The 24357-nt window shown below is 46.7% G+C and carries 18 protein-coding genes; 12 read left to right on the plus strand and 6 right to left on the minus strand.

The features are described 5' to 3' along the window. The first annotated feature begins 60 nt into the window (after positions 1-60). The 3 genes from F0P94_RS14870 (at position 61) to F0P94_RS14880 (ending at position 7048) form a co-directional block, all read left to right on the plus strand. Positions 61-1038, plus strand: a complete 978-nt coding sequence (locus F0P94_RS14870; RefSeq protein WP_150904695.1) for a KpsF/GutQ family sugar-phosphate isomerase — start codon at positions 61-63, stop codon at positions 1036-1038. A gap of 5 nt (positions 1039-1043) precedes the next feature. After that, positions 1044-2120: a mannose-1-phosphate guanylyltransferase gene (locus tag F0P94_RS14875; RefSeq protein WP_150904696.1), complete on the plus strand. Its 1077-nt coding sequence runs from the start codon at positions 1044-1046 to the stop codon at positions 2118-2120. Between the two features lie 293 nt (positions 2121-2413). Beyond that, the gene (locus F0P94_RS14880; protein WP_150904697.1) at positions 2414-7048 is read left to right on the plus strand and encodes an NACHT domain-containing protein; all 4635 of its coding nucleotides are present in this window, start codon (positions 2414-2416) and stop codon (positions 7046-7048) included. A 457-nt stretch (positions 7049-7505) separates the two neighbouring features. Here the strand turns inward: F0P94_RS14880 and rlmB are convergent, their stop codons facing one another. The 4 genes from rlmB to F0P94_RS14900 form a co-directional block, all read right to left on the minus strand. After that, the gene (gene rlmB / locus F0P94_RS14885) at positions 7506-8315 is read right to left on the minus strand and encodes a 23S rRNA (guanosine(2251)-2'-O)-methyltransferase RlmB (protein WP_150904698.1); all 810 of its coding nucleotides are present in this window, start codon (positions 8313-8315) and stop codon (positions 7506-7508) included. After that, positions 8288-9502 carry a GWxTD domain-containing protein gene (locus F0P94_RS14890; RefSeq protein WP_150904699.1) on the minus strand — a complete coding sequence of 405 codons (1215 nt, stop codon included), beginning with the start codon at positions 9500-9502 and terminating at the stop codon, positions 8288-8290. The genes rlmB and F0P94_RS14890 overlap by 28 nt, the downstream gene beginning before the upstream one ends. Before the next feature lie 95 nt (positions 9503-9597). Further along, positions 9598-12561, minus strand: a complete 2964-nt coding sequence (locus F0P94_RS14895; protein ID WP_150904700.1) for a glycosyltransferase family 117 protein — start codon at positions 12559-12561, stop codon at positions 9598-9600. A 592-nt stretch (positions 12562-13153) separates the two neighbouring features. After that, complete coding sequence (locus tag F0P94_RS14900; protein WP_150904701.1) at positions 13154-13531, minus strand: T9SS type A sorting domain-containing protein; 378 nt, start codon at positions 13529-13531, stop codon at positions 13154-13156. Between the two features lie 327 nt (positions 13532-13858). On the opposite strand from F0P94_RS14900, the gene F0P94_RS14905 reads away from it, so the two are divergent. Continuing rightward, complete coding sequence (locus tag F0P94_RS14905) at positions 13859-14440, plus strand: YceI family protein (protein WP_150904702.1); 582 nt, start codon at positions 13859-13861, stop codon at positions 14438-14440. Between the two features lie 496 nt (positions 14441-14936). On the opposite strand, the gene F0P94_RS14910 is transcribed toward F0P94_RS14905, so the two are convergent. Then, complete coding sequence (locus tag F0P94_RS14910; RefSeq protein ID WP_150904703.1) at positions 14937-15548, minus strand: T9SS type A sorting domain-containing protein; 612 nt, start codon at positions 15546-15548, stop codon at positions 14937-14939. A gap of 395 nt (positions 15549-15943) precedes the next feature. On the opposite strand from F0P94_RS14910, the gene F0P94_RS14915 reads away from it, so the two are divergent. Together F0P94_RS14915 and F0P94_RS14920 are read left to right on the plus strand one after the other, a co-directional pair. Further along, the gene (locus tag F0P94_RS14915; RefSeq protein WP_225307238.1) at positions 15944-16510 is read left to right on the plus strand and encodes a YceI family protein; all 567 of its coding nucleotides are present in this window, start codon (positions 15944-15946) and stop codon (positions 16508-16510) included. A 3-nt stretch (positions 16511-16513) separates the two neighbouring features. Then, positions 16514-17395 (plus strand): DUF5777 family beta-barrel protein, encoded by an 882-nt coding sequence (locus tag F0P94_RS14920; protein WP_150904704.1) that lies wholly within the window; start codon positions 16514-16516, stop codon positions 17393-17395. 270 nt (positions 17396-17665) lie between these two features. Here the strand turns inward: F0P94_RS14920 and F0P94_RS14925 are convergent, their stop codons facing one another. Next, entirely contained in the window at positions 17666-18427 is a 762-nt protein-coding gene (locus F0P94_RS14925; RefSeq protein ID WP_225307239.1) for a biotin--[acetyl-CoA-carboxylase] ligase, read from the minus strand. Positions 18428-18467: 40 nt separating this feature from the next. Between F0P94_RS14925 and rsfS the strand changes: the two genes are divergently transcribed. The 6 genes from rsfS to F0P94_RS14955 all read left to right on the plus strand — a co-directional run bounded on the left by rsfS (position 18468) and on the right by F0P94_RS14955 (position 24109). Next, positions 18468-18842, plus strand: a complete 375-nt coding sequence (rsfS, locus tag F0P94_RS14930) for a ribosome silencing factor (RefSeq protein ID WP_150904705.1) — start codon at positions 18468-18470, stop codon at positions 18840-18842. Between the two features lie 86 nt (positions 18843-18928). Then, complete coding sequence (gene ftsH, locus F0P94_RS14935; RefSeq protein WP_150904706.1) at positions 18929-21103, plus strand: ATP-dependent zinc metalloprotease FtsH; 2175 nt, start codon at positions 18929-18931, stop codon at positions 21101-21103. A gap of 33 nt (positions 21104-21136) precedes the next feature. Next, positions 21137-21790 (plus strand): LutC/YkgG family protein, encoded by a 654-nt coding sequence (locus F0P94_RS14940; protein ID WP_150904707.1) that lies wholly within the window; start codon positions 21137-21139, stop codon positions 21788-21790. Next, a complete protein-coding gene (locus F0P94_RS14945; protein WP_150904708.1) occupies positions 21771-22544 on the plus strand; it encodes a UDP-2,3-diacylglucosamine diphosphatase in 774 nt (257 codons plus the stop codon). Before F0P94_RS14940 ends, F0P94_RS14945 begins: the two co-directional genes overlap by 20 nt. Before the next feature lie 13 nt (positions 22545-22557). Continuing rightward, the gene (locus F0P94_RS14950) at positions 22558-23355 is read left to right on the plus strand and encodes a hypothetical protein (RefSeq protein ID WP_150904709.1); all 798 of its coding nucleotides are present in this window, start codon (positions 22558-22560) and stop codon (positions 23353-23355) included. 166 nt (positions 23356-23521) lie between these two features. Further along, complete coding sequence (locus F0P94_RS14955; protein ID WP_150904710.1) at positions 23522-24109, plus strand: hypothetical protein; 588 nt, start codon at positions 23522-23524, stop codon at positions 24107-24109. The last annotated feature ends 248 nt before the right edge of the window (positions 24110-24357 follow it).

Consider the following 24357-nt stretch of genomic DNA (forward strand, 5'->3'; position numbering starts at 1 on the left):
TAACTTTTCAGGAATAGGCAATAACTGTAGTCGTGCGAATCCTCTTAATACAAATTTAACTTGAATCTACCGAAAAACATCAACATAATTGCAAAAAATGTCTTGCAAAATGAGGCACAAGCCATTCTTAAGCTAATTGACTATTTAGACGAAAGCTTTGTGGGCTGTGTGGAGGCAATTCTAGCTTTAAAAGGCCGCGTAGTGGTTACCGGCATCGGCAAAAGCGCCAACATTGCCGCCAAAATTGTAGCCACGTTAAATTCTACCGGCACGCCGGCTTTATTCATGCACGCGGCCGACGCCATTCACGGCGACCTGGGCATGATACAGAACGAAGATTTTGTGATCTGCATATCCAAGAGTGGCAATACGCCGGAAATAAAAGTGCTGGTTCCGCTGCTCAAACGCAAAGGCGCCAAGCTGGCGGCGCTGGTTTCGAACGTAGATTCTTACCTGGCTCAAAATTCCGATTTCGTGCTGAATGCCACCATAGACCGCGAAGCCTGCCCGAATAACCTGGCTCCAACCACGAGCACCACCGCGCACCTGGCTTTGGGCGATGCCTTGGCGGTTTGTTTGCTGGAATGCCGCAACTTCAGCAGCCGCGATTTTGCCAGTCTGCACCCCGGTGGTTCATTGGGTAAAAAATTGTACTTAAAAGTGGAAGACCTCTACCACCTGCACGGTGCGCCGGCGGTATCGGAAACGGCCAACCTGAAGGAAATCATCATTGAAATTTCCTCTAAACGCTTAGGCGCTACGGCGGTGCTGCAGGAAAACACGAACGAACTTTCGGGTATTATTACGGACGGCGATTTGCGGCGCATGCTCACCAAATTCGACCTGAACGAGATTCCCCAGATCACGGCCAAAGACATTATGACGGCCTCGCCCCTGACGGTAGACACCGATACATATGCAGCGGAAGCGCTGGCCATTATGCAGCAAAAAAATATTACGCAGTTAATTGTCACAAAATCCGGTAAATTTGAGGGCTTCGTGCACCTGCACGATTTACTTAAAGAAGGATTGGTATAGAAACCATGAACAAGAATACCTATGCCGTAATTATGGCGGGTGGCATCGGCAGCCGCTTCTGGCCCATCAGCCGGACCAATAACCCCAAGCAGTTCCACGACGTGCTGGGCGTTGGCGAAAGCATGCTGCAGTTAACCGCCAACCGCCTGACGGATATCTGTCCGCCGGAAAACATTTATGTAGTTACGAATAAAGATTACCGCGACCTGGTAGCCGAGCAACTGCCCACGCTTTCCGACGACCAGATCCTGTGCGAGCCGATCGGTCGGAATACCGCTCCGGCCATTGCCTACGCCTGCTTCAAAATTGCCAACCTGAACCCCGAGGCCAACATTGTGGTAATGCCTTCGGACCACGTGGTACTGAAAGAAGAAGCTTTTAAAAAGACCGTTAAACAGGCTTTAGAAGCTTCGGAACACGCCGACAAGCTGATTACGCTGGGCATAAAACCAAGCCGCCCCGATACCGGTTACGGCTACATTCAGTTTATAGAAAAGGGTACCGAAGAGCTGAAAAAAGTAAAGACCTTCACCGAAAAACCGAACCTGGAAATTGCGAAGATGTTCCTGGAAAGCGGTGATTTTGTGTGGAACGCGGGCATCTTTATCTGGAACGCCAAAAGCATTCTGAAAGCGTTTAAAACGTATTTAAGCGAAATGGCCGAGATCTTCGAAGACGGTTCCGGTTACTTCAATACCCAGCACGAAAAGGAATTCATCGCCAAAGCGTACTCCCACTGCCGCAACATTTCCATCGACTACGGCATTATGGAAAAAGCCGATAACGTGTACGTACTGCTGAGCGATTTCGGCTGGAGCGACCTGGGCACCTGGAACTCGCTTTACAGCATCGGCCACAAAGACGAAGCCGGCAACGTGGTAGACGGCGAGGTGCTTCTCTACGACGCCAAAAACAACATCATCAAAACCCCGAAAGAGCGCCTGGTGGTGATTCAGGGCCTGGAAAATTTCATTGTAGCCGAATTCGACAACGTACTCATGATCTGCCGCAAAGACGAAGAGCAGCGCGTGAAGGAGTTTGTTTCGGACGTGAAAGCGAAGAAGGGTCCGAGTTATATTTAGGGAGTTTTTTAGTCGGAAACGATAGTGTTTTTATGGGAAAAGTCAGGCCTTTGGGTCTGACTTTTTTGGTTTATATGCATATCATTATCAACCCGAAAGAAGTTAAAGCGGCTCATTTGTTGTTAAGGCTGTTTTGTTATATTTGGAAATTATTCCTGCTACCTACCTCTAATGGTGGGATAAGCCGAATATTCGGTATATACATTAGTTGTGCTTAATTGTATGAAACACCGCGTGGGCCATTAAAGGCATTGTGAATAAAAGTATTATGATCCAAAATTGTAACATTATCAATGGCCTTAACTTACACTCAACCTACTGTTGAAGAAGCCGCGAATAAACCTGCGACATTCCCCAATAAGGGCTTCCCGTATTCTGCCCTTGACGACCGAAGATTTGAAGAATTGCTTTACTCAATTGGCAAGCTGCGACTTGAAAAAGACTGGAAGGATAAGTATGACGAAATCAATCTTCTACAAGGAGTTAGGGAACGTGGGCGAGATTGTAGTTTGCACTTGGATGGCAAATCACTTGGCCTAATTCAGTGCAAGCATAGCATTGATAGTGATAACAGAATTTCTAGGCCAGAGTGTGCAAGGGAGATCATCAAGTTTGTGCTGCATTACCTTTTGGACAAACGGTTAATTCACGACCCTAATAATTTTACGTACTGGTTTGCCGTCTCCTACGGTTTCAATGAAAAGGCTAAAGATTTACTGGACGACTTTAACAACGAGATAATAAAACAGGCAGAATTAAAAGATTGGACAGAAATTGTAATAAATGCCAATGAAGAACTTAAACACCTTAAATACAACGACATTGAATCTGACCTTAAAACAGTACTCGCTTCAATTACCATAAAGAAAATAATCCCACAAGACTTAGACACACTGTTAAATACTGACGGTTTCCAATCTATCATCAAGACCTTTTTCGAGGTTAAAATGGTGATTGAATCAGAGCCAGTTGAAAAGTTGACAGAAGAGCTAAAAAAGCAGAGCGGATACCAAACCACTTCCAATATTCCGGTTGATGTTATTCTGCAAAAATTCGATCATGCTTCCCACTATCTAACTGATTACAATAGCTTTTTTGAAGGGGTTGATAATTCGCACATTGAAAGAAAGGAAACGAATGATTTGCTTCTATGGGTCAAATTACCATTGGGAAAAGATGAGCAACCTGTGGCTTTGCTGGTTGGCAGTGCCGGTAGTGGAAAAACGGTTATTCTAAAAGATGTGTTTCTGAAACTCAAAGAAACTAACATACCTGCAATTGCCTTAAAAGCTGATAGACTTTATGCAGAAAGTATCACAGATCTGCAAAACAAAATTGATCTTGAAGACTCGTTTGAAAAAGTAGTTCGAACTCTAAGCGAGGTCAGTGAACGGGTAGTTGTGCTTATTGACCAGATAGATGCGCTTTCCCAGTCTTTATCAGCCAAACGAGAATACCTCAATGCCTACAACCTTCTTGTTAGAAAGCTTATTGCCATTGATCGGGTAAGATTGGTTATATCTGTTAGAGCATACGATCTCAATTATGACAATGAACTGAAGTTCTACAAAAATCAAAAGAGCTTCAAAGTTGGTTTACTGGATGTTGGTCAGGTTATACCAGTGCTTACCAAGCTTGGAATAAGAGAGCACGAAGTGCCTAGCCAATTGCTCAACCTTCTGCAAATCCCACATCATCTAAATGTATTTTGCAAGGTATATGATTCTCAAACCAACCTTCGATCAATAACCACACTACACGACCTGTATGAAAGTCTCTGGGTTCAGCAAATAGCCAAGGTTCCGACTACATCACCAGCCAGTTCTGATAAATGCCAAAACCTGGTTTTTACCATCGCAGAACAGATGCATGGAGAGCAGAGGATTAGCACCCCCTTAAAGCCATTTTTCGGGTCGTTTACAGACGAGATTGATTATTTGAAAAGCAACGGGATTTTAACCGAAACGGATAAAGAGGTCCAATTTTTCCATCAAACATTTTTTGACTTTGCCTTTGCGAAGCAATTCGTTCAGAACGGAAATTCAGTAACAAACTACATTATTAAAAACCACCAGGGTCTTTTCATTCGATCCAGCTTGAAAATGATCATAGGCTTTCTGCGCGAACAGGATCATGCTTCATACATAAATGCCCTCGAAACCATTCTACTTTCTTCGAAGTACCGATTCCATATCAAACTAATGCTGTTGAATCTGGTTGGTTTTGAAGAAGCCCCAACACCTGAGGAAAAGCAGCTCGTAAAATCCCGAATTCTACCGAGTAAAGAACTAAAAATACCTTTTTTAGAATCAGTTACGGGCAATAGTTGGTTTACGTTTCTTCTTGAAGAAGGAGAACTTAATAAACTTATCACCAAAAAAATTGGTTGGCGCAACAAGTTCGCAGAACGCGATTGGGGAAAAGCGAACAAGGTTGTAGATAAAATCAAAACCCTTCTACACTATAAAAGCACCTCTGAAAGGTGGGATGCGCAAATTAATCTGCTATGGCAGATTTTGATCAAACAACTACCCAAAAGCAGAAAAGTCGTTTGTGATTTTCTTTTGAATTGTTCTGAATTTAAAGATAAATCAAAGTTCATTTTCAGGTCGCTCTACTATGTTGTAGAATGGGATATTCCAATAGCTTTCCAGCTCTTCGAAAAACATGAAGCCGAAGCAGGAACTGATCGCTTTGGTTACTATAAGATACTTGAAGATGCACTGGACTTCAATATTGATTGGGTAATACAGAGGTACAAAACCCATTGCCTCAATAAAATTGAAGCCATAAAGTGTTCCAACGACAAGCCCCATTTTGAGCATCAGGACGAGGAGCTGTTTAAAAAGATGTTCGAAGTTGATACCATTAAAGCATTAGACTTCGCATTGGATATAATCAAACGGATTTCTGCAAAAACAAGTGGCGAGGATAAATCTAAATTATACATCGACTTGGTTTTTTGGTTTTTCGATTATGAGCGTGATGGTCGTTCTCACGGGCACAAGGCTATATATCATCAGCTCGTAGATAAAGTGCAAGAGCAAGCAGAACAAACCACTCCGTGGTTTGACCAGTTCTTGACAGATCATCAGAACAGTAATTCCATTACCATCTTAAGGTTGTTGTTTTTCGGGTTGTTGACAAACCCAGCCTATTATGCAAACGAGATATTTAACCTAATGAAAATCTTTCATCAAAAGGATGGATTAGAAGGTGATGACAAGATTCAATTCCAGTTTCGCCAGCTGTTGAAAAAGGTCTATCCATATTTTGATAACGCCCAAAAAGATCAAATAGATAGGGTTCTGCTTTTGATAAAATCAAAATACGAATTAGATATATATCAGGACGAAAACGGAAAAAGGCGCCCGAGGTTACAGTGGTACGGTCAGAAAAAATATCTATACCTAAGTGCAGTGCCCACAAGCGAATTGAAGCAACGCCCCTTATTAAAGATGGCTTTTTTGGAGTTAGAACGGAAGTTTCCAAAGCTAGTTGATACTGAACCTCACAAGCTTGGGTGGATAGGTGTTGGCCCGCCTATGGATAGTGCGGCCTACGTGAAAATGACATTTGATCAATGGGAGCAAACTTTTGAAAAATATGATGCAGAATACAAGGCTGAGTTCGCCTCGTCCAGAGGATCAATTCTAGAACACTCCCGCGCCTTTCAGGCAGAAGTAAAAAACAAGGCATCACATTTTTTTCCTTTCATAGAAAAACTGATTGACGAGAACAAAGCGCCCTACCAATACATAGTCGCAGGCCTTACAGGCTTAAAAGAGGCAGAATACAACCCTGCCGAAGTACAGCGCATTTACAAAAAAGCCCTTTCCATTCCATTTGATCGAGAATACACACTTTACTTCGTTTGGGTGTCCTCCTACTTCGTAGAAGCCAAAATCCTAGATCAGGATGTCTTAGAATACCTGATCGGAATCGCCAAGTATCATCCAGATCCAAATGGTAACACCATTCGCAATGACGCATTAATGGATGGCGCAAATAATGTGCGTGGATCGGCAACAGGAAATATCAGTAAGGTCTATTTTAATCCCGCTTTTGAAAACCTCGTATTCGAAGCACTTCACCAAATAGCAGAAGACCCCAATCTTAGTGTTCGAGTTGCAATTATGCCTCAGCTGGCGTGGCTTATGCACCTCAATGAGCAAAAAACGCTAGAAATCTTTCTAAAGCTTGTAAGTACTAACGAACCAGAAATCATGAAACATTCTATCTGGTCGGTTCAATACTTACTCAACAACAACTTCGATAAGCTCAATGACTATTTCCAGCGAGCAATAAAAATGGAATCCATACAAGGCACAATGGCCGCTGTTTTAGGTGGAGCGTGGCTAAAAGAAAAAGAAGGGAGCTATCAGCTTTTAAACTCACTGCTAAAAATCAGTGATGAAGCAAAAGCAAAACTAGTAGATATGGCCGTCAAAAACCTCGGGGATAAAAAAGAAAGTATTCGAGAAAAATGCCGCCAAATCTTTCTAAAATACCTTAACTCCACCGATGAAAAAGTAATACAAGAGTATTCGTCCGCATTCCTCGACCTCACCCCCGAAATGTTTCTTGAAGTTTATCCGTTGCTTCAAAAATACGCTCAATCAAATGTGGCCAAAAAGGAGCCTCATTACTATTTCGAATACCTGCTTAAATGTGCTAAAAAGCATCCTGTCGAATGTCTAGAACTTCTACAACACGTGATCTCCTACGACAAGCCCGATATTTCTCAGGCAGGCTACTATGATGATGAACCTGTCAAAGTTCTTATCGGAATATACAACTCACTTTCCAGTTTAGAAACAAAGAATCCCACGCACTTAAACAAAACCATAGCTCTGTTCGATAAAATGCTCAAAACTCAAAAATTCAGAGGTGCAGCAAACAAAGTGATCGATCAGGTTGAAATGTAAGGATCCCATCAGACACTTTTGTATATTGAAAGACGAAAAAATAACTAAGCACAACAAGGCATATGGTGCACACCCGCCCTTCGGGACGGCAACGCACCAAATACAATCCGTTATAAGGATTTTTTTGCTGTTGTTGGTGTTTTCACCAACAACCACACTGCAGCTTATAAATCTTTCATAGACAGCTAAGAAAAAATTAGCACTACCTCTTTTTCCGGTATTTCTGCTGAGAGCCAATAAGGTCCTTCACTCGCGCTCAGGAATACAAAGAAAGCAGATACAAAGCTGAAGAATCATTTAAAAATTCTTCAGCCTGCTAGGAAAGCACTCCTTCCTACCCCAATTACTAAATACATTTAAAATTCTCACTCTTAAATGCTACCATCCCAAAACAAAAAAGTCAGGCTCCAAACCTGACTTTTTTCATTAATTCAATACCATTTTCAAATCTTCAAATCTACCGCTGTAGTAAACGCTGCTTCAGCACTTCGTAAAGCATAATGCCACTGGCTACGGAAACGTTTAAAGAAGAAATTTTACCTACCATCGGTATTTTAATGCGCAGATCGGAACGCTTCAGGTATTCCGGGGAGATGCCGTCTTCTTCAGAGCCCATTACAATGGCTAGCGGGCCGGTCAGGTCTACGTTTTCTTCCAGGCTGTGGTCCGATTTTTCGGTACAAGCCACTATCCGGATGCCGGAGTTGTGCAGGTAATCGAGCGTTTCTTTTAAGTTGTGCTCGCGGCAAACCGGGATCCGGTTCAAAGCGCCGGCTGAAGTTTTAACCGCATCGCCGTTTACCTGGGCCGCGCCGTGGCTCGGGATCACGATGGCATCTACGCCTAAACATTCGGCGTTCCGGGCAATCGCGCCGAAATTCCGTACGTCCGTGATCCGGTCCAGCACTAAAATTAATGGGTCTTTGCCTTCATCGAAAAGCGAGGTTACAATATTACCCAGTGGCAGGTACGTTACCATGGAAAGGTAAGCTACCGCGCCCTGGTGGTTTTTGCGGGTCAGGCTGTCGAGTTTTTCGATGGGTACGCTGGCAATGGGCACGTGCGCTTTGCGGGCCATTTCCGTAATATCGGCGGTAACGCTGTTGCGCTGGCCTTTCTGTAAATAAATGCGTTCCAGGGTTTTTCCGGCGGCCAATGCCTCCAGAATAGGCCGCAGCCCGAAGATCATTTCAATTTTATCGGCATTGTCTTTTTTAAACCCGCCCGGGCGACGGTTGCCTAATTCGCGATAGTTCCGCTTCTCCATTGTTCTACCATATTGTACCAAATGCTTTCTAAATACGCACTTCGTACGAGCTCGTAATGATTTTGTGTAAAGGTATTCTCTTTTTTGGAGAAAACGAACCGCACATCCCCATGATTCTGGTTTGCAATGTATGCCCACTCTTCGCGGTCGCCGAAACGGTTCACGATATCCGGCGCACCGAACACCAGGTAGATCATGCCGCGGTCGGTCAGCCAGCCGGCTTTGTGCGCACTGAAAAAGCGGTTCGCATCGGCCACGCGTTCGTAATAGACCCGGATCAGCCGCCGCGCCGCCGCCTGGTTGCCGGAGGCAACATCGAGCCAGAATTTATCGATCGCGGCTTTCGGGTCTTTGGCTTCGTAAAGTCTTTTCCGTTCCTCGGAAGAAGTTAAGTAGATAAGCGGGTGAATCAAGTCCTGAGCCGTAGTAAGTTCCGGGAAGGATTGGCTGGTTTCCACGAACAAACCACCTGCCTGCTTCCCGCCAATTTCTATGGCATACAATCCGGGCTGGGTTAAAGAAAGGGTATCGGCGAGGAAGGAAAAAGTATTGAGCTTTTTTAAACCGGGCGGCACGTTCGTACCTTTCTTGGCCATGGGCGGCAAAGCGGCGGTAAAACTGGCTTCGTATTGCTTCAATTCGCCGGGAGACGGTACGCCGGCCTGGGCAATAAAAAAAGACTGCCCGCTGGTTACATAATTCTGGAACAAAGGCAGACCGGTATTCCCATCGAGCAGAATATAAGGCTTGGCAGCTGTGGCGGTAAGCGGAATATCGTGGCGAAGGGCGTTTTTAGGTTCGAAGCGGGGCGTAATTTTAGTTAGTAGCACCGACGGATACTTAATTTTACTTACCGGAATCTTAAAATCCAGATAAACCTGGTTCTGAATAATTCTCAGCTGGTTTGGTTTAATCTTTAAACTATCGGAGGCGATCTGATCAGGTTCTTTGTAGCTCAGGTAAACGGCATAGGAAAACTGCAGATCCCGGGGCGAAGCAAAATACCCGGCATCGGCAAATTTCAGGTAAACGTGCAGGCTGTCGCCTTCCAGCCGCAGGTCGTGGTGCACCGCCGATTCCGGCTTGTACTGAAAACCGTGATTTTGTTTGGAAGGTACGGGCGGGCGGCTACAACCCACGCTGAGCAGAACTGCTGCAAAGGCCGGAAGCCATAACAATATTTTCATAAGCGCTGAAGAAATCTGCCCTGCAATAAACGAAAAAGCCGGTAAGTCTACCGGCTTTTTCTGCAAAAATGATACTGTTTTTTACTTTTTAGCGCTTATCCCATGCCCTGCATGCTGGCGTAGTACTTCCGGAAGATCTGTTCCAGTTCCATGGCCTTGTCCTGCATGCCCAATTGCTGGGCGGTAATTACGAGTTGCTGCAGGGTAAACAGGTTTGTCTGAATTTCCTGTTCGTAGCGGTTACCCTGGCTGAAATAGTAATTAAGGGCTTTATCGGCGCGTTTGGCCATTACATCCATGATCTGGATGGCCCGGTCGCGGTCGCCGGTTTCTACCATCGGTATTAAAAGCGGCGGCGTAAAATAATCGTAAGGTATGGCTTTATCCGGCAGCACTTTAAAGCAATAATCTACCACTTCTTTGGCTTTGGCTTTGTCGCCGGCTTCCAGGTATTCCATGGCCAGGCGGCCGTACATGTTTCGGGCATTCGAAGGGAAGCGGAGGTAGTTCTCGTCGTAGAAAATGCTCGGGTCATCCATGTTCCGCCACGCGAATTTCTTCATCATGTTTTCGTACATCAGGTCTTTTACCACGTAGCCCTGTTCGCCCTGCCGTTTGTTTTTAACCGGCACGATGCGGTAAGCCAGGCCTTCGAGCTGCAGATACGGATCCAGGTTCATGAAATCGGAGCTGTTTACGGTGGTAGAGAAATAAACCGGACGTTTCCAGTTGTTGGTAGCCAGAATATCCAGAATTACCAGGTGCTTTTTCTCCAGACCGGATTTTCCAACGTTCCAGGTCATCTGGTTTTCGATGTTCGCCTGACGTTCCTGCGGCACCGCATTGTTCTGAATTACCGCATTCCGGTCTACGCTCAGGAAGAAGTTCTTGGTAGGGAATGAGGTAAACGTACGGCCCGACTGGGACGTAACCTGCAGGCCCTGGTAGTTCTGTTTCACCAGGTTAACGAATTGCTTCAGGTCCATGCCGTTTTTCACCACTTCTTTTTCTACCAGCGGCAGGTAATCGTTCGTACCCTGGCGGTAGTTTACGTTCTCCAAAGAAATAGGCAGCGGATCAGATTTGTAAGACTGGCGCTTCATCTGGTCGATGTACCAGTCGGTGTTCAGGTAGCTTAATACCGCCACGCGTACGTCGGTCCGGAAGCCTTCCACTTCCTGCACGTACCAGAGCGGGAAGGTATCGTTATCGCCGTTGGTGAACAGGATCGCGTTCGGCGCACAGGAGCTCAGGAGATTCCGGGCAGAATCTACCGACTGGTAACGGCCCGAACGGTCATGATCGTCCCAGCCCTGGGCAGCCAGAATGGCCGGTACCGAAAGGCTTACTAAGGTTGCCGCACTTGCGCTCAGCATATCGCTTTTCAGGGCTTTTCTCAGGAAGGCCGCAATACCGATTACTCCCAACCCGATCCAGATACTGAAAGCATAGAAAGAACCGGCAAAAGTATAGTCACGCTCGCGCGGCTCGATCGGCGGCTGGTTCAGGTAAAGCGCAATGGCAATACCGGTAAAAATAAAGAGCAAGCCAACAATAAAGGCATCGTAACCGCGGCGGCGCGCCTGGTAAAACAAGCCTACCAGCCCCAGAATTAAAGGCAGGGCGTAGAAATTATTGCGGGCTTTGCTTTCAGAGATCCGTTCCGGCAGGTTATCGGAGCTTTCGCCCGGCCACAGCACACCCGACTGCTGAATATCGCCATCGCGGCCCACAAAGTTCCAGAGGAAATAACGCCAGTACATGTGCCCGAACTGGTAGCGAAACAGGAACGACAGGTTCTGGCCCATGGTTGGTTTTACGCCATCCTGAATGTTTACCCATTTTTTGTATTCCTGAATGTGCCCTGGCTGGCCGCTGTAAATGCGCGGCAGCAAGGCCATATCCTTCGGATCGTAGATCGGCTCGGTTTTATAATCTACGATTTCGTATTTGTCTTTGCCTTTTATATAGCGTGGTTCGGTTTGCTCTTCGTCTATCGGCTGGGCATTGAATTGCGGGCCATAGAATAACGGACGGTCGCCGTACTGCTCCCGCTTCAGGTAAGATACAAAGCTTACAATATTTTCCGGGTCGTTTTCATCGATGGTCGGATTGTAAGCAGAACGGATCGGGATCATCATGTAGGAAGAATAACCGATCAGGATGAAAACGAAGCAAAGCAAAGAAGTATTGAGCCAGCGTAAATTTTTGCGGTACGAATAACGGAAAGCAAAGAACAAAGCCACCAGAAATAAGGCCAGGAAGATCATGATACCCGAACCAAACGGCAGGCCCATATTATTGATAAAGAACACTTCGAACTTACCGGCCAGCGATGGCAGGCCCGGAATAATGCCCCAGAGAATAAGCACAATAATTACAGCGCTTACAATAAAAGTAACGATTGCGCCGGTTGGGGTAGCTCTTTTCTTGCGGTAGTAATAAATAAAGGCAATAGCCGGAATCGCCAACAGGTTCAGCAAGTGGACGCCAATGGAAAGACCGGTTAAATAAGCAATTAAGATCAGCCATTTATCGGCCATGGCTTCTTCCGAGCGGGCTTCCCATTTCAGCATGGCCCAGAAAACGATGGCCGTAAAGAAGGAAGACATCGCATAAACTTCGGCTTCTACGGCAGAGAACCAGAAAGAATCGGTAAACGTGAAAGCCAGCGCACCTACTGCCCCGGCGCCCATCAGCAGCCAGGTCTGAGCGGAAGTTGGCGTTTGATCCGGAGAAGAAACAAACATTTTGCGGCCCAGCATGGTTATGGTCCAGAACAGGAACAATACTGTAAACGAGCTGGAAAGTCCGGAAAGCAGGTTCACCATAACGGCTACCTTGGTTGGGTCGGCGGCAAACATGGAGAAGATCCGGCCAACTAATAAGAAGAAAGGCGCTCCCGGCGGGTGCGGCACTAAAAGCTTATACGAACAGGCAATAAATTCGCCACAGTCCCAGAAGCTGGCCGTGGGTTCCAGCGTAATAACGTAAACGAGCGTGGCAATAAGAAAAACTGCCCAGCCAACAAGGTTGTTTATCAGGTTGTAAGTACGCATTAAGTGTTAGTTAAATGAACTGCCGAAATTAATAAAATATTACGGGTTCTGAACGTACCGGCGAAGGGAATTATTTTAACATGCAATGAACATAAAAACCGGCTGCTTTTCTGAATTATTAGTTGCTTCGGTTTAAGGACAAACAACTGCTTATTGTCAAATCGGCAGTTGTACAGTAAAGGGTAAATTGGCTGAAGCCTTCTCAATTATCTTTTTAGTTCGCAGCTCCAGGTCTAATCCTACATCATAGATTTAATTAGAAGTATTCATTGCCGTCTGCTTTAGCTGACGGTTACTTGAAGGAATCTTATAAAAAGACCTCCGTAGCGTAGGGTTTAAACCCTACGCTACGGAGGTCTTTTTATAAGGAACAATTTCCAAAACTGATTAGGTATTTATGAGACAGCTTCCAGAAACCAGAATTAGGCCATCAGCCGGAAGCAATCGATTATAAGGCCGGGATTTTCGGGGAATTGATTAGGACCACTTTAGACCGGATTCAATTTCCGGAATGAGGTCTACACGAAAAAAGCCGGCTTACGGGCCGGCTTCTTATAATAGTATCGTTGGTGTTTTTTACGCAACAGAAATGTTAACGTTGCAGAATCAGACGTTTGGTTTCGATCATTTTGTCGTTGGCCAGCAGGCTGTAGAAATACAGGCCGTTCGGCAACTCTGTCAGGTTGGCTTCTATTTGCTGGCTCGATCCCAGGTCTTTCACATCGATGGTTTTTATGGTCCGGCCGATAGCGTTTGAGATCCGGATCTTGTAGCCCTCACTGGTGGACTGGCTTAAGGTAAACACCACTTCGCCGCGCGAGGGGTTCGGATAAGCGTTTAAGGTTGCCAGGCTTTTTTCCGCCTGCACCGGTCCGCCGGCTTTGCCATTGGTGGTTATAGCCGCAAAACCCAGCAAGTGCATGCTGGAAAAGATGAAGCTGAATAATATAATCCGAGTAAAAATCTTCATAGTATGTGGTTTAAATACTGTCAGTTTATTAAAAATCTCCTACCCGTTTCCGGGCGTAATGCTTATTCGCAAGTACCGTGCCTGAATTTTAAAAGAAGCTTATAAAAATCAGATCCTCCTCACACGGTATAAACATTCGATAAATATACACTTGTTCCGGGAAAATTCAAAAATAAAATTGCCGGACTTCTTATTTTTTCCGTGTTAGCAAAAAAACTATCTGGCAGCTTTTTGCTTTGATCCCGGACATTTCCAGCCCTGACTCAACCAATTAACGTAAAATCAGTTGTAAAGGTAACCTTGCTTCCATGAATTTTTAATGAACCTATGCCGGCTTTTTTAAAGACTCTTACTACCGTTCTTTTGTTGCAGTTGGCCTTGCCAATGCAGGCACAAATTTATAAAGCCGGCAATGGCAGGGTAAACTTCTTTGCCAAAGGCCCTCTCAGCAATCTTGCCGGCGAATCGGATAAACTGACAGGCAGCCTGAACAACCGCACCCGGCAGGTAGCGTTCAGCGTTCCGGTTAAGAGTTTTGCATTCAGGCAGTCCCTGATGAAAAGTCAGTTCAACGAACAGTACATGGAAAGCGATAAATATCCGAAAGCTTCTTTTACCGGAGTAATTCTGGGAAACGCCGACTTCTCAAAACCAGGAACTTATCCGGTAACGGCCCGCGGCAAACTCACCATTCACGGCGAAACCCGGGAACGAACCATTCCAGGCACCCTGGTTTCGGATGGCAAAACGATCCGGTTAACGGCCAACTTTCCGGTCTCCCTGCCTGACCACAACATTAAGGTGCCGCGCCTGGCAGTCGAGACCGTTACAAGCGAAGTAGCCGTGCATCTGAATATTACCTTAAAGCCGGTTCCGGCTGCAAACCCTGCACCAGTCGCCAAACCTTAGCAACAGCTAAACAACTATCCGCTTTTGTGTGTGTGTGTGTGTGTGTGTGTGTGTGTGTTAAACAGCCCTGATCCAAAGAAATCCTTCTATAGAAAGCTTTCGTTTTAAATTCATTGCCGTCTGCTTTAGCTGACGGAAAAAGAGGCTTGTTCGATTATTCCCCTCCTCGGAGGGGTTAGGGGTGGGTAAATAGTATGGCCAGCATATAAATAAATAGAGAGGAAGTTGAAATGCGCTTGAAAGCAGTTTATTCTCTTTATGGATATTAATTTAAACCCACCCCTAACCCCTCCGAGGAGGGGAATTAGATACGCCAGCCTTTCCCTACTAAGTTAGTCATTAACTAAAGCAGACGACAATGAATAGGGTTGAACGGAGTAGGGTTATGCTTTTAAAACGGACTGCTATTTATTTACCAAACACCAGTTAAAGCAACTACAAAAAAAGCCGGCTTACGGGTCGGCTTTTTAATAGGGTATGGTTTTACCACAAAAAGTCACCTTTGCAGGATAAGCCGTTTGGTTTCCACCATTTTATCGTTGGTTATCAGGCTATAAAAGTAATAGCCGGAAGGCAGCTTCGACAGATCGACTACGGTTTTGGAATCGGAATTCTTCGCTTCTTTCAACGGAACGATTTTTATGGTCTTCCCGATAGCGTTTGTGATCCGGAGCTTAAATTCTTCCTTGCCGGCCTGGTTTAACGTAAAAGTAGTTTCCCCGCGGCTAGGGTTTGGGAAAGCATTCAGCGTAGCTACCGGTTTCAGGTCGTTTAAGCCCGATACGGTCCGTACGGTAATGGTTCCGGACATGCCTACCCCACCCGGCGCCCCGTGGAAGGAACAGTGATACGGATACGTTCCCGGTCCCAGGTTCAGCATTTGGGTCGGGTTGGCGGCATCTAAAGGCAAAGAAGGCCAGGCGCCATTGTCCGAGGTGGTGGTATGCACGCCTTCTTCCCACTGAAACATCACCACATCGCCCGGATTGATGGTTACATTACTGGGGCTGAAGAAGTTGTTCCGGGCCATAATGGTAACCGTGGCAGCCGAGGCCTGCCAACCGGCCAGGAGCAAAGCAAAAAATAAAAAAGTAAAAGTTTTTCTCATAGCTTAAATGGTTAAAGGTTGAAAAATAAAACTGACATTGCTATTTGTTACGTCTACGCCCTGCCAGGCAAACCAGCATTTATCCAATTCCCGGTACCGGTAAACCTGCTTCCGCGGAGCATTCTTTTTTTTCCTTGTCCAAAAACAAACCAACTTTCAGGACAGTTATTTCTTTAATTAACTTCATTCCGCAGCTTAGGTTTCTTGTCAGAGTCGGCCAATTAACGGAATCTTCGTCCTGGCTTTCTTTTCACCTTTAATCTTCCATAATTCACATTTGCAAAACTTGAACACACTAAAAAAAACTGCTTATTTTAACGTTCTCACAATATTTTTACCCTTCGGCAAGTTTACCCGGTTTTTATGCTGACTTCATTTCAACCCGTATAAATACTATGTTAAAAATAAAATATCTTTCAGCCTTCCTTATGATGGAATTGCTGGTATTCGGGCTCAGCATTCAGGCACAAGCCCAGGTTTTCATGGGCGCCAACGGCAATATTTCTTTTTATTCCAAAGCGCCCCTGGAAGACATTGAGGCCCATTCCAGAGAAATGAGCGGTGCGATCCGGGCCAATACCCGCGAGCTGGCTTTCAGCGTGCCGGTCAATACGTTTCAGTTCCGGAAATCCCTGATGCAACAGCATTTCAACGAACGGTACATGGAAAGCGACAAATACCCCAAAGCCACATTTACCGGGAAAATAAACGAAACCCCGGACCTGACCCAGCCGGGCACCTACCCGGTTACGGCCACCGGCAAACTGACCATTCACGGGGTACCCCAGGACCGGACCATCCAGGGAACACTTGTTTCGGACGGAAATAAACTACAACTTACTTCCGATTTTAAAGTGAAAGTGGCCGACCACAAGATCACCATTCCGCGCGTGGTATTCCACAATATTGCCGAAGTGGTGGATGTGAAACTGGACATGACCTTAAACCGAACCGAAGAATAAAACATGCGAAAACTTTTCCGTTCCCTGCTTCTGGCTTGTCTTTTAACCGCCGGCAAAACCGCCGTGGCTCAGGATGATCTGCTGAAACTGATCGACAAAAAAACCGATTCGGTAGCCGCCAGCCCGTACGTGAAGCAGACTTTCCGGAACTCCCGGATCGTAAATGCACCCACTACCGAAACCTTACGCGCCCGGCAACTCGATTTTCGGATAACGCACCGCTTTGGCAACGTAGCCGGCGAAACCGGCGGTTACGACAACTTCTTCGGCCTTGACGAAGCCACCAATATCCGGATCGCGTTCGATTACGGCATTACCGACCGGCTGACGATCGGCGTGGGGCGAAGCAAAATAAACGGCCTGCTCGATGGCTTTGCCAAATACCGCCTCCTCCGCCAGACCACCGAAAACAAAATGCCCGTTTCCGTAACTGCAATGGGCATTGCCGGTTATAATTCAAAAAGGACTTCTGAAAAGAATATCAATCGCTTGTCTTATGTAGCCCAGGCTATTATTGCCCGCAAGATCACGAATACTTTTTCCCTGGAACTGGTACCGGCCTTTCTGCACCGTAACCTGGTAGAATTTACCGATAACAACAATACCTTTGCGCTGGGTGTAGGCGGCAAACTGTCGCTTACCAAAGGAACAGCCCTGGTTGCCGACTATTACTACATCTTTTCCGACTTTCAGCAAAACGGTGATTTCCATGCTCCTTTAGGCATCGGGCTAGAATTCGATACCCGGAGCGGCCACGTTTTTCACATGAATTTCACCAACGCTACCGGCATCATGGAAAACCAGTTTCTGGCCGGCACGCGCGATTCCTGGTTCGACGGGGAATTTAAATGGGGCTTCAATATTTCCCGGATCTTTAAATTTTAGGGAAAGGTTTTTAGGTTAGAAAGGCCTTTTTCGGTAGAAAAGCATTTACTTTTCCCATTTCCCATGTACGGACAGGGCTTGACCTGTCCCCACGTTATTGCGACTTTATCTGAACACGATTTCAGGGATTTTTTGGATGGTCAGGATTTTTTTATCGGGAATGCTTGATCGGGAATGCCTGATGAGGAATGCGTGGGACAGGTCAAGCCCTGTCCGTACAGGGGGGGCTTCCTAGCCTACTTTAAAAAGCAAACCGCAAAGCAATAAATTTCACTCAAACAAAAACCGTATCTCCTTCAAATCAAAAACCTGCAGGCCTCCACCGGTTTCCACCTGCAATCGCCCATATTCATCCGTTCCTACAATTTTCCCCTGCACAGTTTTCCCCTGCACTTCAAACAAACGGTATTCCCCGAAGCCTAAAAGGTTATGCCAGTATTCCTGCTGCAATGTATAAAAAGACCTTTTATGCAGATCCAGGTAGCGTTTTTCCAGGCATTCCAATAGCGTTTCCACCAAGGGCTGCAGCTCGTAAGTATGGCCGGTGATCAGTTTTAGCGAAACGGCGTTCGGGTTATCGAAGAAAACCTGGTTCACGTTCAGGCCAATGCCGATGATAGAAGATTGCAGATTATTGCCGCTGATGCTGTTCTCGATTAAGATCCCACCCAGTTTTTTTTCGATGAAATACAGATCGTTGGGCCATTTGAGCAGAACTCCGGCCGGCAGATGCCGTTTCAGGAAATCGGAAACGCCCAGCGAAACCGCTATATTCAGATAGAACTGTTCGGAAGCGGCCAGGAAAATTGGCTTGTAAATGACCGAAAGTGTCAGGTTCTGGCCCGAGGCCGCCTCCCAGGTATTGCCTCTTTGTCCGCGGCCGGCGGTTTGGCAGGAAGTAAGAATGACACAGCCTTCCGTGGCTTCATTTTTGTTTACCAGTTCCTGTGCAACCGTATTGGTAGAGGTACAAACCGGGAAATAAACCAGTTGCCGGCCGGTAAAGCGCGTTTGGGGGGACAGATTCTCCAAAGATTTTGCTAATTTTACAGAACAAATTTAATAACCTGAAATGACACAACCGAAAGTTAAGGATGAATCGGACATCTTGGCAGACCTTATTGTAAAAGGGATGCAGGAAAAGAAAGCCACGGATATTGTAGTGCTCGATCTGAAATCCTTAAAAAATGCCGTATCCGATTACTTCGTGATCTGTTCGGCCAACTCCGACAGCCAACTCGATGCCATCGCCCGTTCGGTGGAAGAAGAGGTATATAAAATTGCCCAGGAAGATCCGTGGCAGAGTGAAGGCCGCCTGAATAAAGAATGGGTATTGCTGGATTACGTAAGTGTGGTAGCGCACATCTTCCTGAAAGATAAACGCCAGTTCTACGCGCTTGAAGAACTATGGGGCGATGCCAGGATCCGCGAGGTAGCAGACCAATAATCTGCCGCCTTTTGCGTTAAGTTCGTAGCTGAACATAACGCTTTAAAATTATGTTCTTTCTTTAGCTTTGAACTGAATAAAATCCAATGGCCGATAAGACTCCTAATCCTAATAAAAAGAAAAAAATAAACATGCCCACCACCCCGCCAAAACCTACCATGCAAATGTGGGTTCTGGCGGCGCTAACGCTTCTTATTTTCAGCATTCTGTACTTTAACCGGTCCAACACTACCGTTCCGATCAAGCAGAGCGCTTTTGAGGAAATGTTGCTGAGCCACGACGTGAAGAAGATCACGATCGTGAACGACAAGACCGTGGAAGTTACGCTGAAAGACGAAGCGCTGAATAACGAAAAATATAAGAAAGACTTGGCTAACCGCGGCACCTTTGCCATGGACCAGGGAGCCCAGTACAGTTTCCAGATCATTTCGGCCGAAGTTTTTAAAGAGGACCTCGATAAGCTGCAGGCCAACATGCCGAAAAACGAACGGCTTGATCTTGATTTTGAAAAGCGTACCGGCATTGGCGAATTCCTTTCCAGCTGGGGCTTCCTGATCTTGCTTATGGTTGGTTTCTGGTTTATGATGCGCCGCGTCTCTACCGGCGGACCAGGCGGCCAGATTTTCAACATTGGTAAAAGCAAAGCAGCTTTGTTCGATGCGGAAAATAAAGTTCGGATTACGTTTAAAGACGTAGCCGGCCTGGAAGAAGCCAAAGAAGAGATCCAGGAGATCGTAGAATTCCTGAAGAACCCAACCAAATTCACCATTCTGGGCGGTAAAATCCCGAAAGGTGCGTTATTGGTAGGCCCTCCGGGAACGGGTAAAACCTTATTGGCCAAAGCCGTAGCCGGCGAAGCCGATGTGCCGTTCTTCTCGCTTTCCGGTTCCGACTTCGTAGAAATGTTCGTAGGTGTGGGTGCTGCCCGCGTGCGCGACCTTTTCAAACAAGCGAAAGCCAAAGCGCCTTGTATCATCTTTATCGATGAGATCGATGCGATTGGCCGAAGCCGTAGCCGCGGCAATGTGCCGGGCGGTAACGATGAACGTGAAAACACCCTGAACTCCCTGCTCGTGGAAATGGACGGTTTCTCTACCGACTCCGGCGTAATTATCCTGGCAGCCACCAACCGTCCGGATACGCTTGACTCCGCGTTATTGCGTCCGGGTCGTTTCGACCGCCAGATCTCCATCGACAAGCCGGATATTAACGGCCGTACCGAAATTTTCAGTGTACATTTAAAGCCGATTACGCTTTCTACCGATGTGGATGCCAAAAAACTGGCGGCCCAGACCCCGGGTTTTGCGGGTGCTGAAATTGCCAACGTTTGTAACGAAGCAGCCCTGATCGCGGCCCGCCGGAATAAAAAGCAGGTAGAAATGCAGGACTTCAACGATGCCATCGACCGTGTGATTGGTGGTCTGGAGAAGAAGAACAAGATCATTTCGCCGGAAGAAAAACGCATTGTAGCCTATCACGAAGCTGGTCACGCGATTGCGGGCTGGTTCCTGGAGCATTGCGATCCGTTGGTGAAAGTGAGTATCGTTCCGCGCGGTATTGCTGCGTTGGGTTATGCCCAGTATTTACCGAAAGAGCAGTTCCTTTATACTACCGAACAGTTGATCGATGAGATGTGCATGGCTTTAGGTGGCCGCGCGGCGGAAGAAATCATCTTCGGCAAGATCTCTACCGGTGCCCTGAGCGATCTGGAACGCATTACCAAAATGGCTTACAGCATTGTAACCATGTACGGTATGAACGATAAGATCGGTAACGTTTCTTTCTACGATTCCAAACAATCGGATATGGCTTTCAACAAGCCTTATTCCGAAGCAACTGCCGAAACCATAGACCAGGAAGTTCGTCGCCTTATTACGGAAGCGTATGAGCGTACCAAAAACCTGCTCCGCGCGAAAGCCCGTGAACTGGAAGCGGTAGCCCAGGAATTGCTGAAAAAGGAGATCTTGTTCCAGAACGACCTGGAAAGACTGGTTGGGCCGCGTCCGTTCGAGAAGCTTACGGCTTACCAGGCGCACACCGCCGGAACTGACCGTAGCAAAACCCTGAGCGAAGTACACCAGGAAAATGCCCACCCGCTTTCGAATAAGAACGAGCACGAAGACGTAACCGAAGGCCCTTCCGACGGACAGGTAGACAACGGGGTTAAATCTCCGGAAGAAAACGACGAACTTTCGAGAACCAGGCCGGATAATTCTGATTCGAGCGTACGGCCGGGACAGACTTATTCGTTCGACAAGTAAAACAGTATCCAAATCTTTTGAAAAACCCAAGCTGTGTACGAAGCAAGATCTAAGGATATTGTACTAAGGAAAATACGGGAGGCGCTGGCTAAGTCAGCGCCTTTTGTGCCTCCAACCCCCGACTCCAGCACCTCGGTTTACCAGCCCCTGGACGAAGACCTTTCCATTGAATTTGCCACCAACTTTCTGAATACCGGCGGCAAGTTCATTTACTGCGAATCGGAGGAAAATTTCTACGACCAGTTATTTGAGTACAAGCAGGAAAATCAGATCAATAACCTGTACGTCTGGCAATCTTCGCTGAAAAAGCAGTTGTATGCCGCGGGCGTGAATTTTATCGGCGACGAAAAAGATTTCCTGAAAAAAGCCGAAGCCAGTCTTACGACCTGTGAAGCCTTATTGGCCCGCACGGGCAGCATTCTGGTAAGTTCGGCTAATTCCGGCGGCCGCCGTTTGAGCATTTACCCCGAAAAACAACTGGTAGTGGCGCGAACCACGCAACTGGTGCCGGATATTAAGGAAGCCTTGTACGTGTTGCGGGAAAAATATGCTCCGAAATTACCTTCCATGATCAGCATGGTAAGCGGCCCGAGCCGTACCGCCGATATTGAAAAAACGTTGGTTTTAGGCGCGCACGGACCGAAACAACTCGTTTTATTTTTGATCGATGATCTCCTCGAAGATTAAGCTGGAACCCGGTAAAAAGGTCTTCTTTGCCTCCGATTTTCATCTGGGCGTTCCGGATGCGGCCAGCAGTTTAGCGCGGGAGAAAAAGATCGTGCGTTGGCTCGATGCGGTAAAAGCGGAAGCGCAAGCGATTTTCTTAGTCGGCGATATTTTCGATTTCTGGTTCGAGTACAAGCACGCCATTCCAAAAGGCTTTGTCCGGCTGCAGGGAAAACTGGCGGAAATTACTGACAGCGGCATTCCGGTTTATTTCTTTACCGGCAACCACGACATGTGGATGTTCGATTATTTCACCCAAGAGCTCAATATCCCGGTTTTGCGCAAGCCCGTTTCCCTGCACTTAGGCGAAAAGAAATTCCACATAGGTCATGGCGACGGACTGGGGCCGGAAGACCATTTCTATAAAGTGCTGAAGAAGATCTTTGCCAGTCCGGTTTGCCAGTGGCTTTTTGCGCGCGTACACCCGAATGCCGGCATTGGTCTGGCCAATTTCTGGAGCCGCCGGAGCCGCATCAGCAATACCAAAACCGACGAAATTTTTCACGGGGAAGAAAAAGAATGGCTCGTGATCTATTGCAAGGAACTGGAAGCCCGGGAACACCACGATTACTATGTTTTCGGCCACCGGCATTTGCCCTTGGATATTAAGATCGGGGAAAGAAGCCGTTACCTGAATCTGGGAGAATGGGTCAATTATTGCACTTACGCCGTTTATGATGGAAACGACCTTACCATGCACACGTTCGAAAGCTAAGCTCAAGACTGCTTTGCTTTTTCCGGCCCTGCTGCTAGCGTTTCTCCTGGCTACCGAAAGCCGGGGCCAGACCATTGCGTTGCGGCAGCATCTGGACGTAGCCCAGCCGGCCGCCATGTCCCTGGACCGGATGAACAATATTTACCTGACGGACCGGAAAAATAACCTGCACCAGTACATTGCAACCGGCCGCCTGGTGAACACCTACTCCCCTGCCCGCAATGGCCACATCGGCAACGTAGAAGCCTGGAACGGCATGAAAGTAATGCTCTTTTACGACGACCAGCAGCAGATCACCCTCCTCGACCGTTTCCTGAACAACATCTCCACCATCCGCCTCCGCGATTACACCGAAGGCTCCATTAAAGTAGCCACCACCACCGCCGACGACCGCCTTTGGCTTTTCAACGAAACCGAATTCTCCCTCCTCAAATTCGACCCCAGAAGCTCGGAAGTGGTGAGCACCACGCAACTTGGCCTCACCCTGAACCGCAAGCAAAGCGACGTCCGTTTTATCCGGGAATACCAGAATATGGTGTACCTGGTAGATAAAACCACCGGCATTTACGTGTTCGATAACCTGGGAAATTACAAGAAAACCCTACCGTTTCCGGAGCTTTCCTACATCGGTTTTAAAGGCGATGAACTCTACTATTTAAAAGGCGGCAAACTGCACTTCTTCAACCTCTACTCCTTTGCCGAACGAAGCTTCGACGTGCCGCCGGTGCCTGCTTACCGCCAGGCCTTAGTCGGCGAAGAACTGATTTACCTGCTTTCCGATAGCGGGCTGGATCTGTATGCGTTTGAGTGATACCGTTACGGATTGCATTTTTTAAAACCAATCTAGATTCTTTTGCTGTTTGTTGTCCTCCTGCAGAAAACAACAAACTATCTATGATAGAAGCATTCTCTGACTTCAGTTAAAGGAGGTCGGCTTTTTGATACAGGTTGTTAATTATTTTTATTAAATTAGAATTATGAAAAAGTCTAATAGGATATTTTTCACCTCCCTGCTGCTTTGGGTGTTCTCCAGCTTTATATCCGGAAATTGCCAGGCCCAATATTCTCCCGGTTATTACACAGTTTCCTTCGGGCAAACCGATGGGGAGGCAGCTATATTTACTTATAAAATATCCCCCGCCGATTCGCTGCAGGTAATCGAGTTATTGATTAGTGTCCGGGGTAAAGCCAGCGGGAGTGAAGGAGATTCCGCTTGGTTTAAATTGAGAGGTCCGGAAGATCTGAAAATAGTGCGATCCAGTATCGAACCTCGCGATAGGTCCGTTTACCAATTAAAATATGAAATCAGGAAAATAACTGCTTCTGTTCCTTCATTAGCCTTGGAATTGTATTCCCGGAAACAATACATTGGTAAAGTTAATCTCCAGATAGACCTGTTTATAGATCGCATGAATTTAACCATGGCACCGGCCAGCCCAAGTGATACCTTAACCTTTCATCCAAATAAATATAGGATTCCATGCAGCCTGAGTTCCGTTAAGCAACTTGTTGCGCCTGCACTGCCGGAAAGGAAACCTATAGAATTTAAGCGACAGGTTAGGTAACTCTGATTGGTGGAAAGAACGAATGCCCCTACTATTTGTAGTCTTCCGGAGGAGGTCTGCAAATAGTAGGGGCATATTCCCCGATATTTGGAGTCTTCCGCAGGGCGACTCCAAATTTAAAGCGAAAGGCAGGGTCTCCGACCCGGAAAATTTAGCAGAACGATTGTTTCAAACGCCTTCTGCTTCACTTCAAACAATAGTTTCCATAGCTGGCAGGAAGTCAGAGACCTTTTTTTCATCCATAAGTT

Origin of the sequence: Adhaeribacter soli (assembly GCF_008727925.1) — a bacterium.
Taxonomy (GTDB): domain Bacteria; phylum Bacteroidota; class Bacteroidia; order Cytophagales; family Hymenobacteraceae; genus Adhaeribacter_A; species Adhaeribacter_A soli.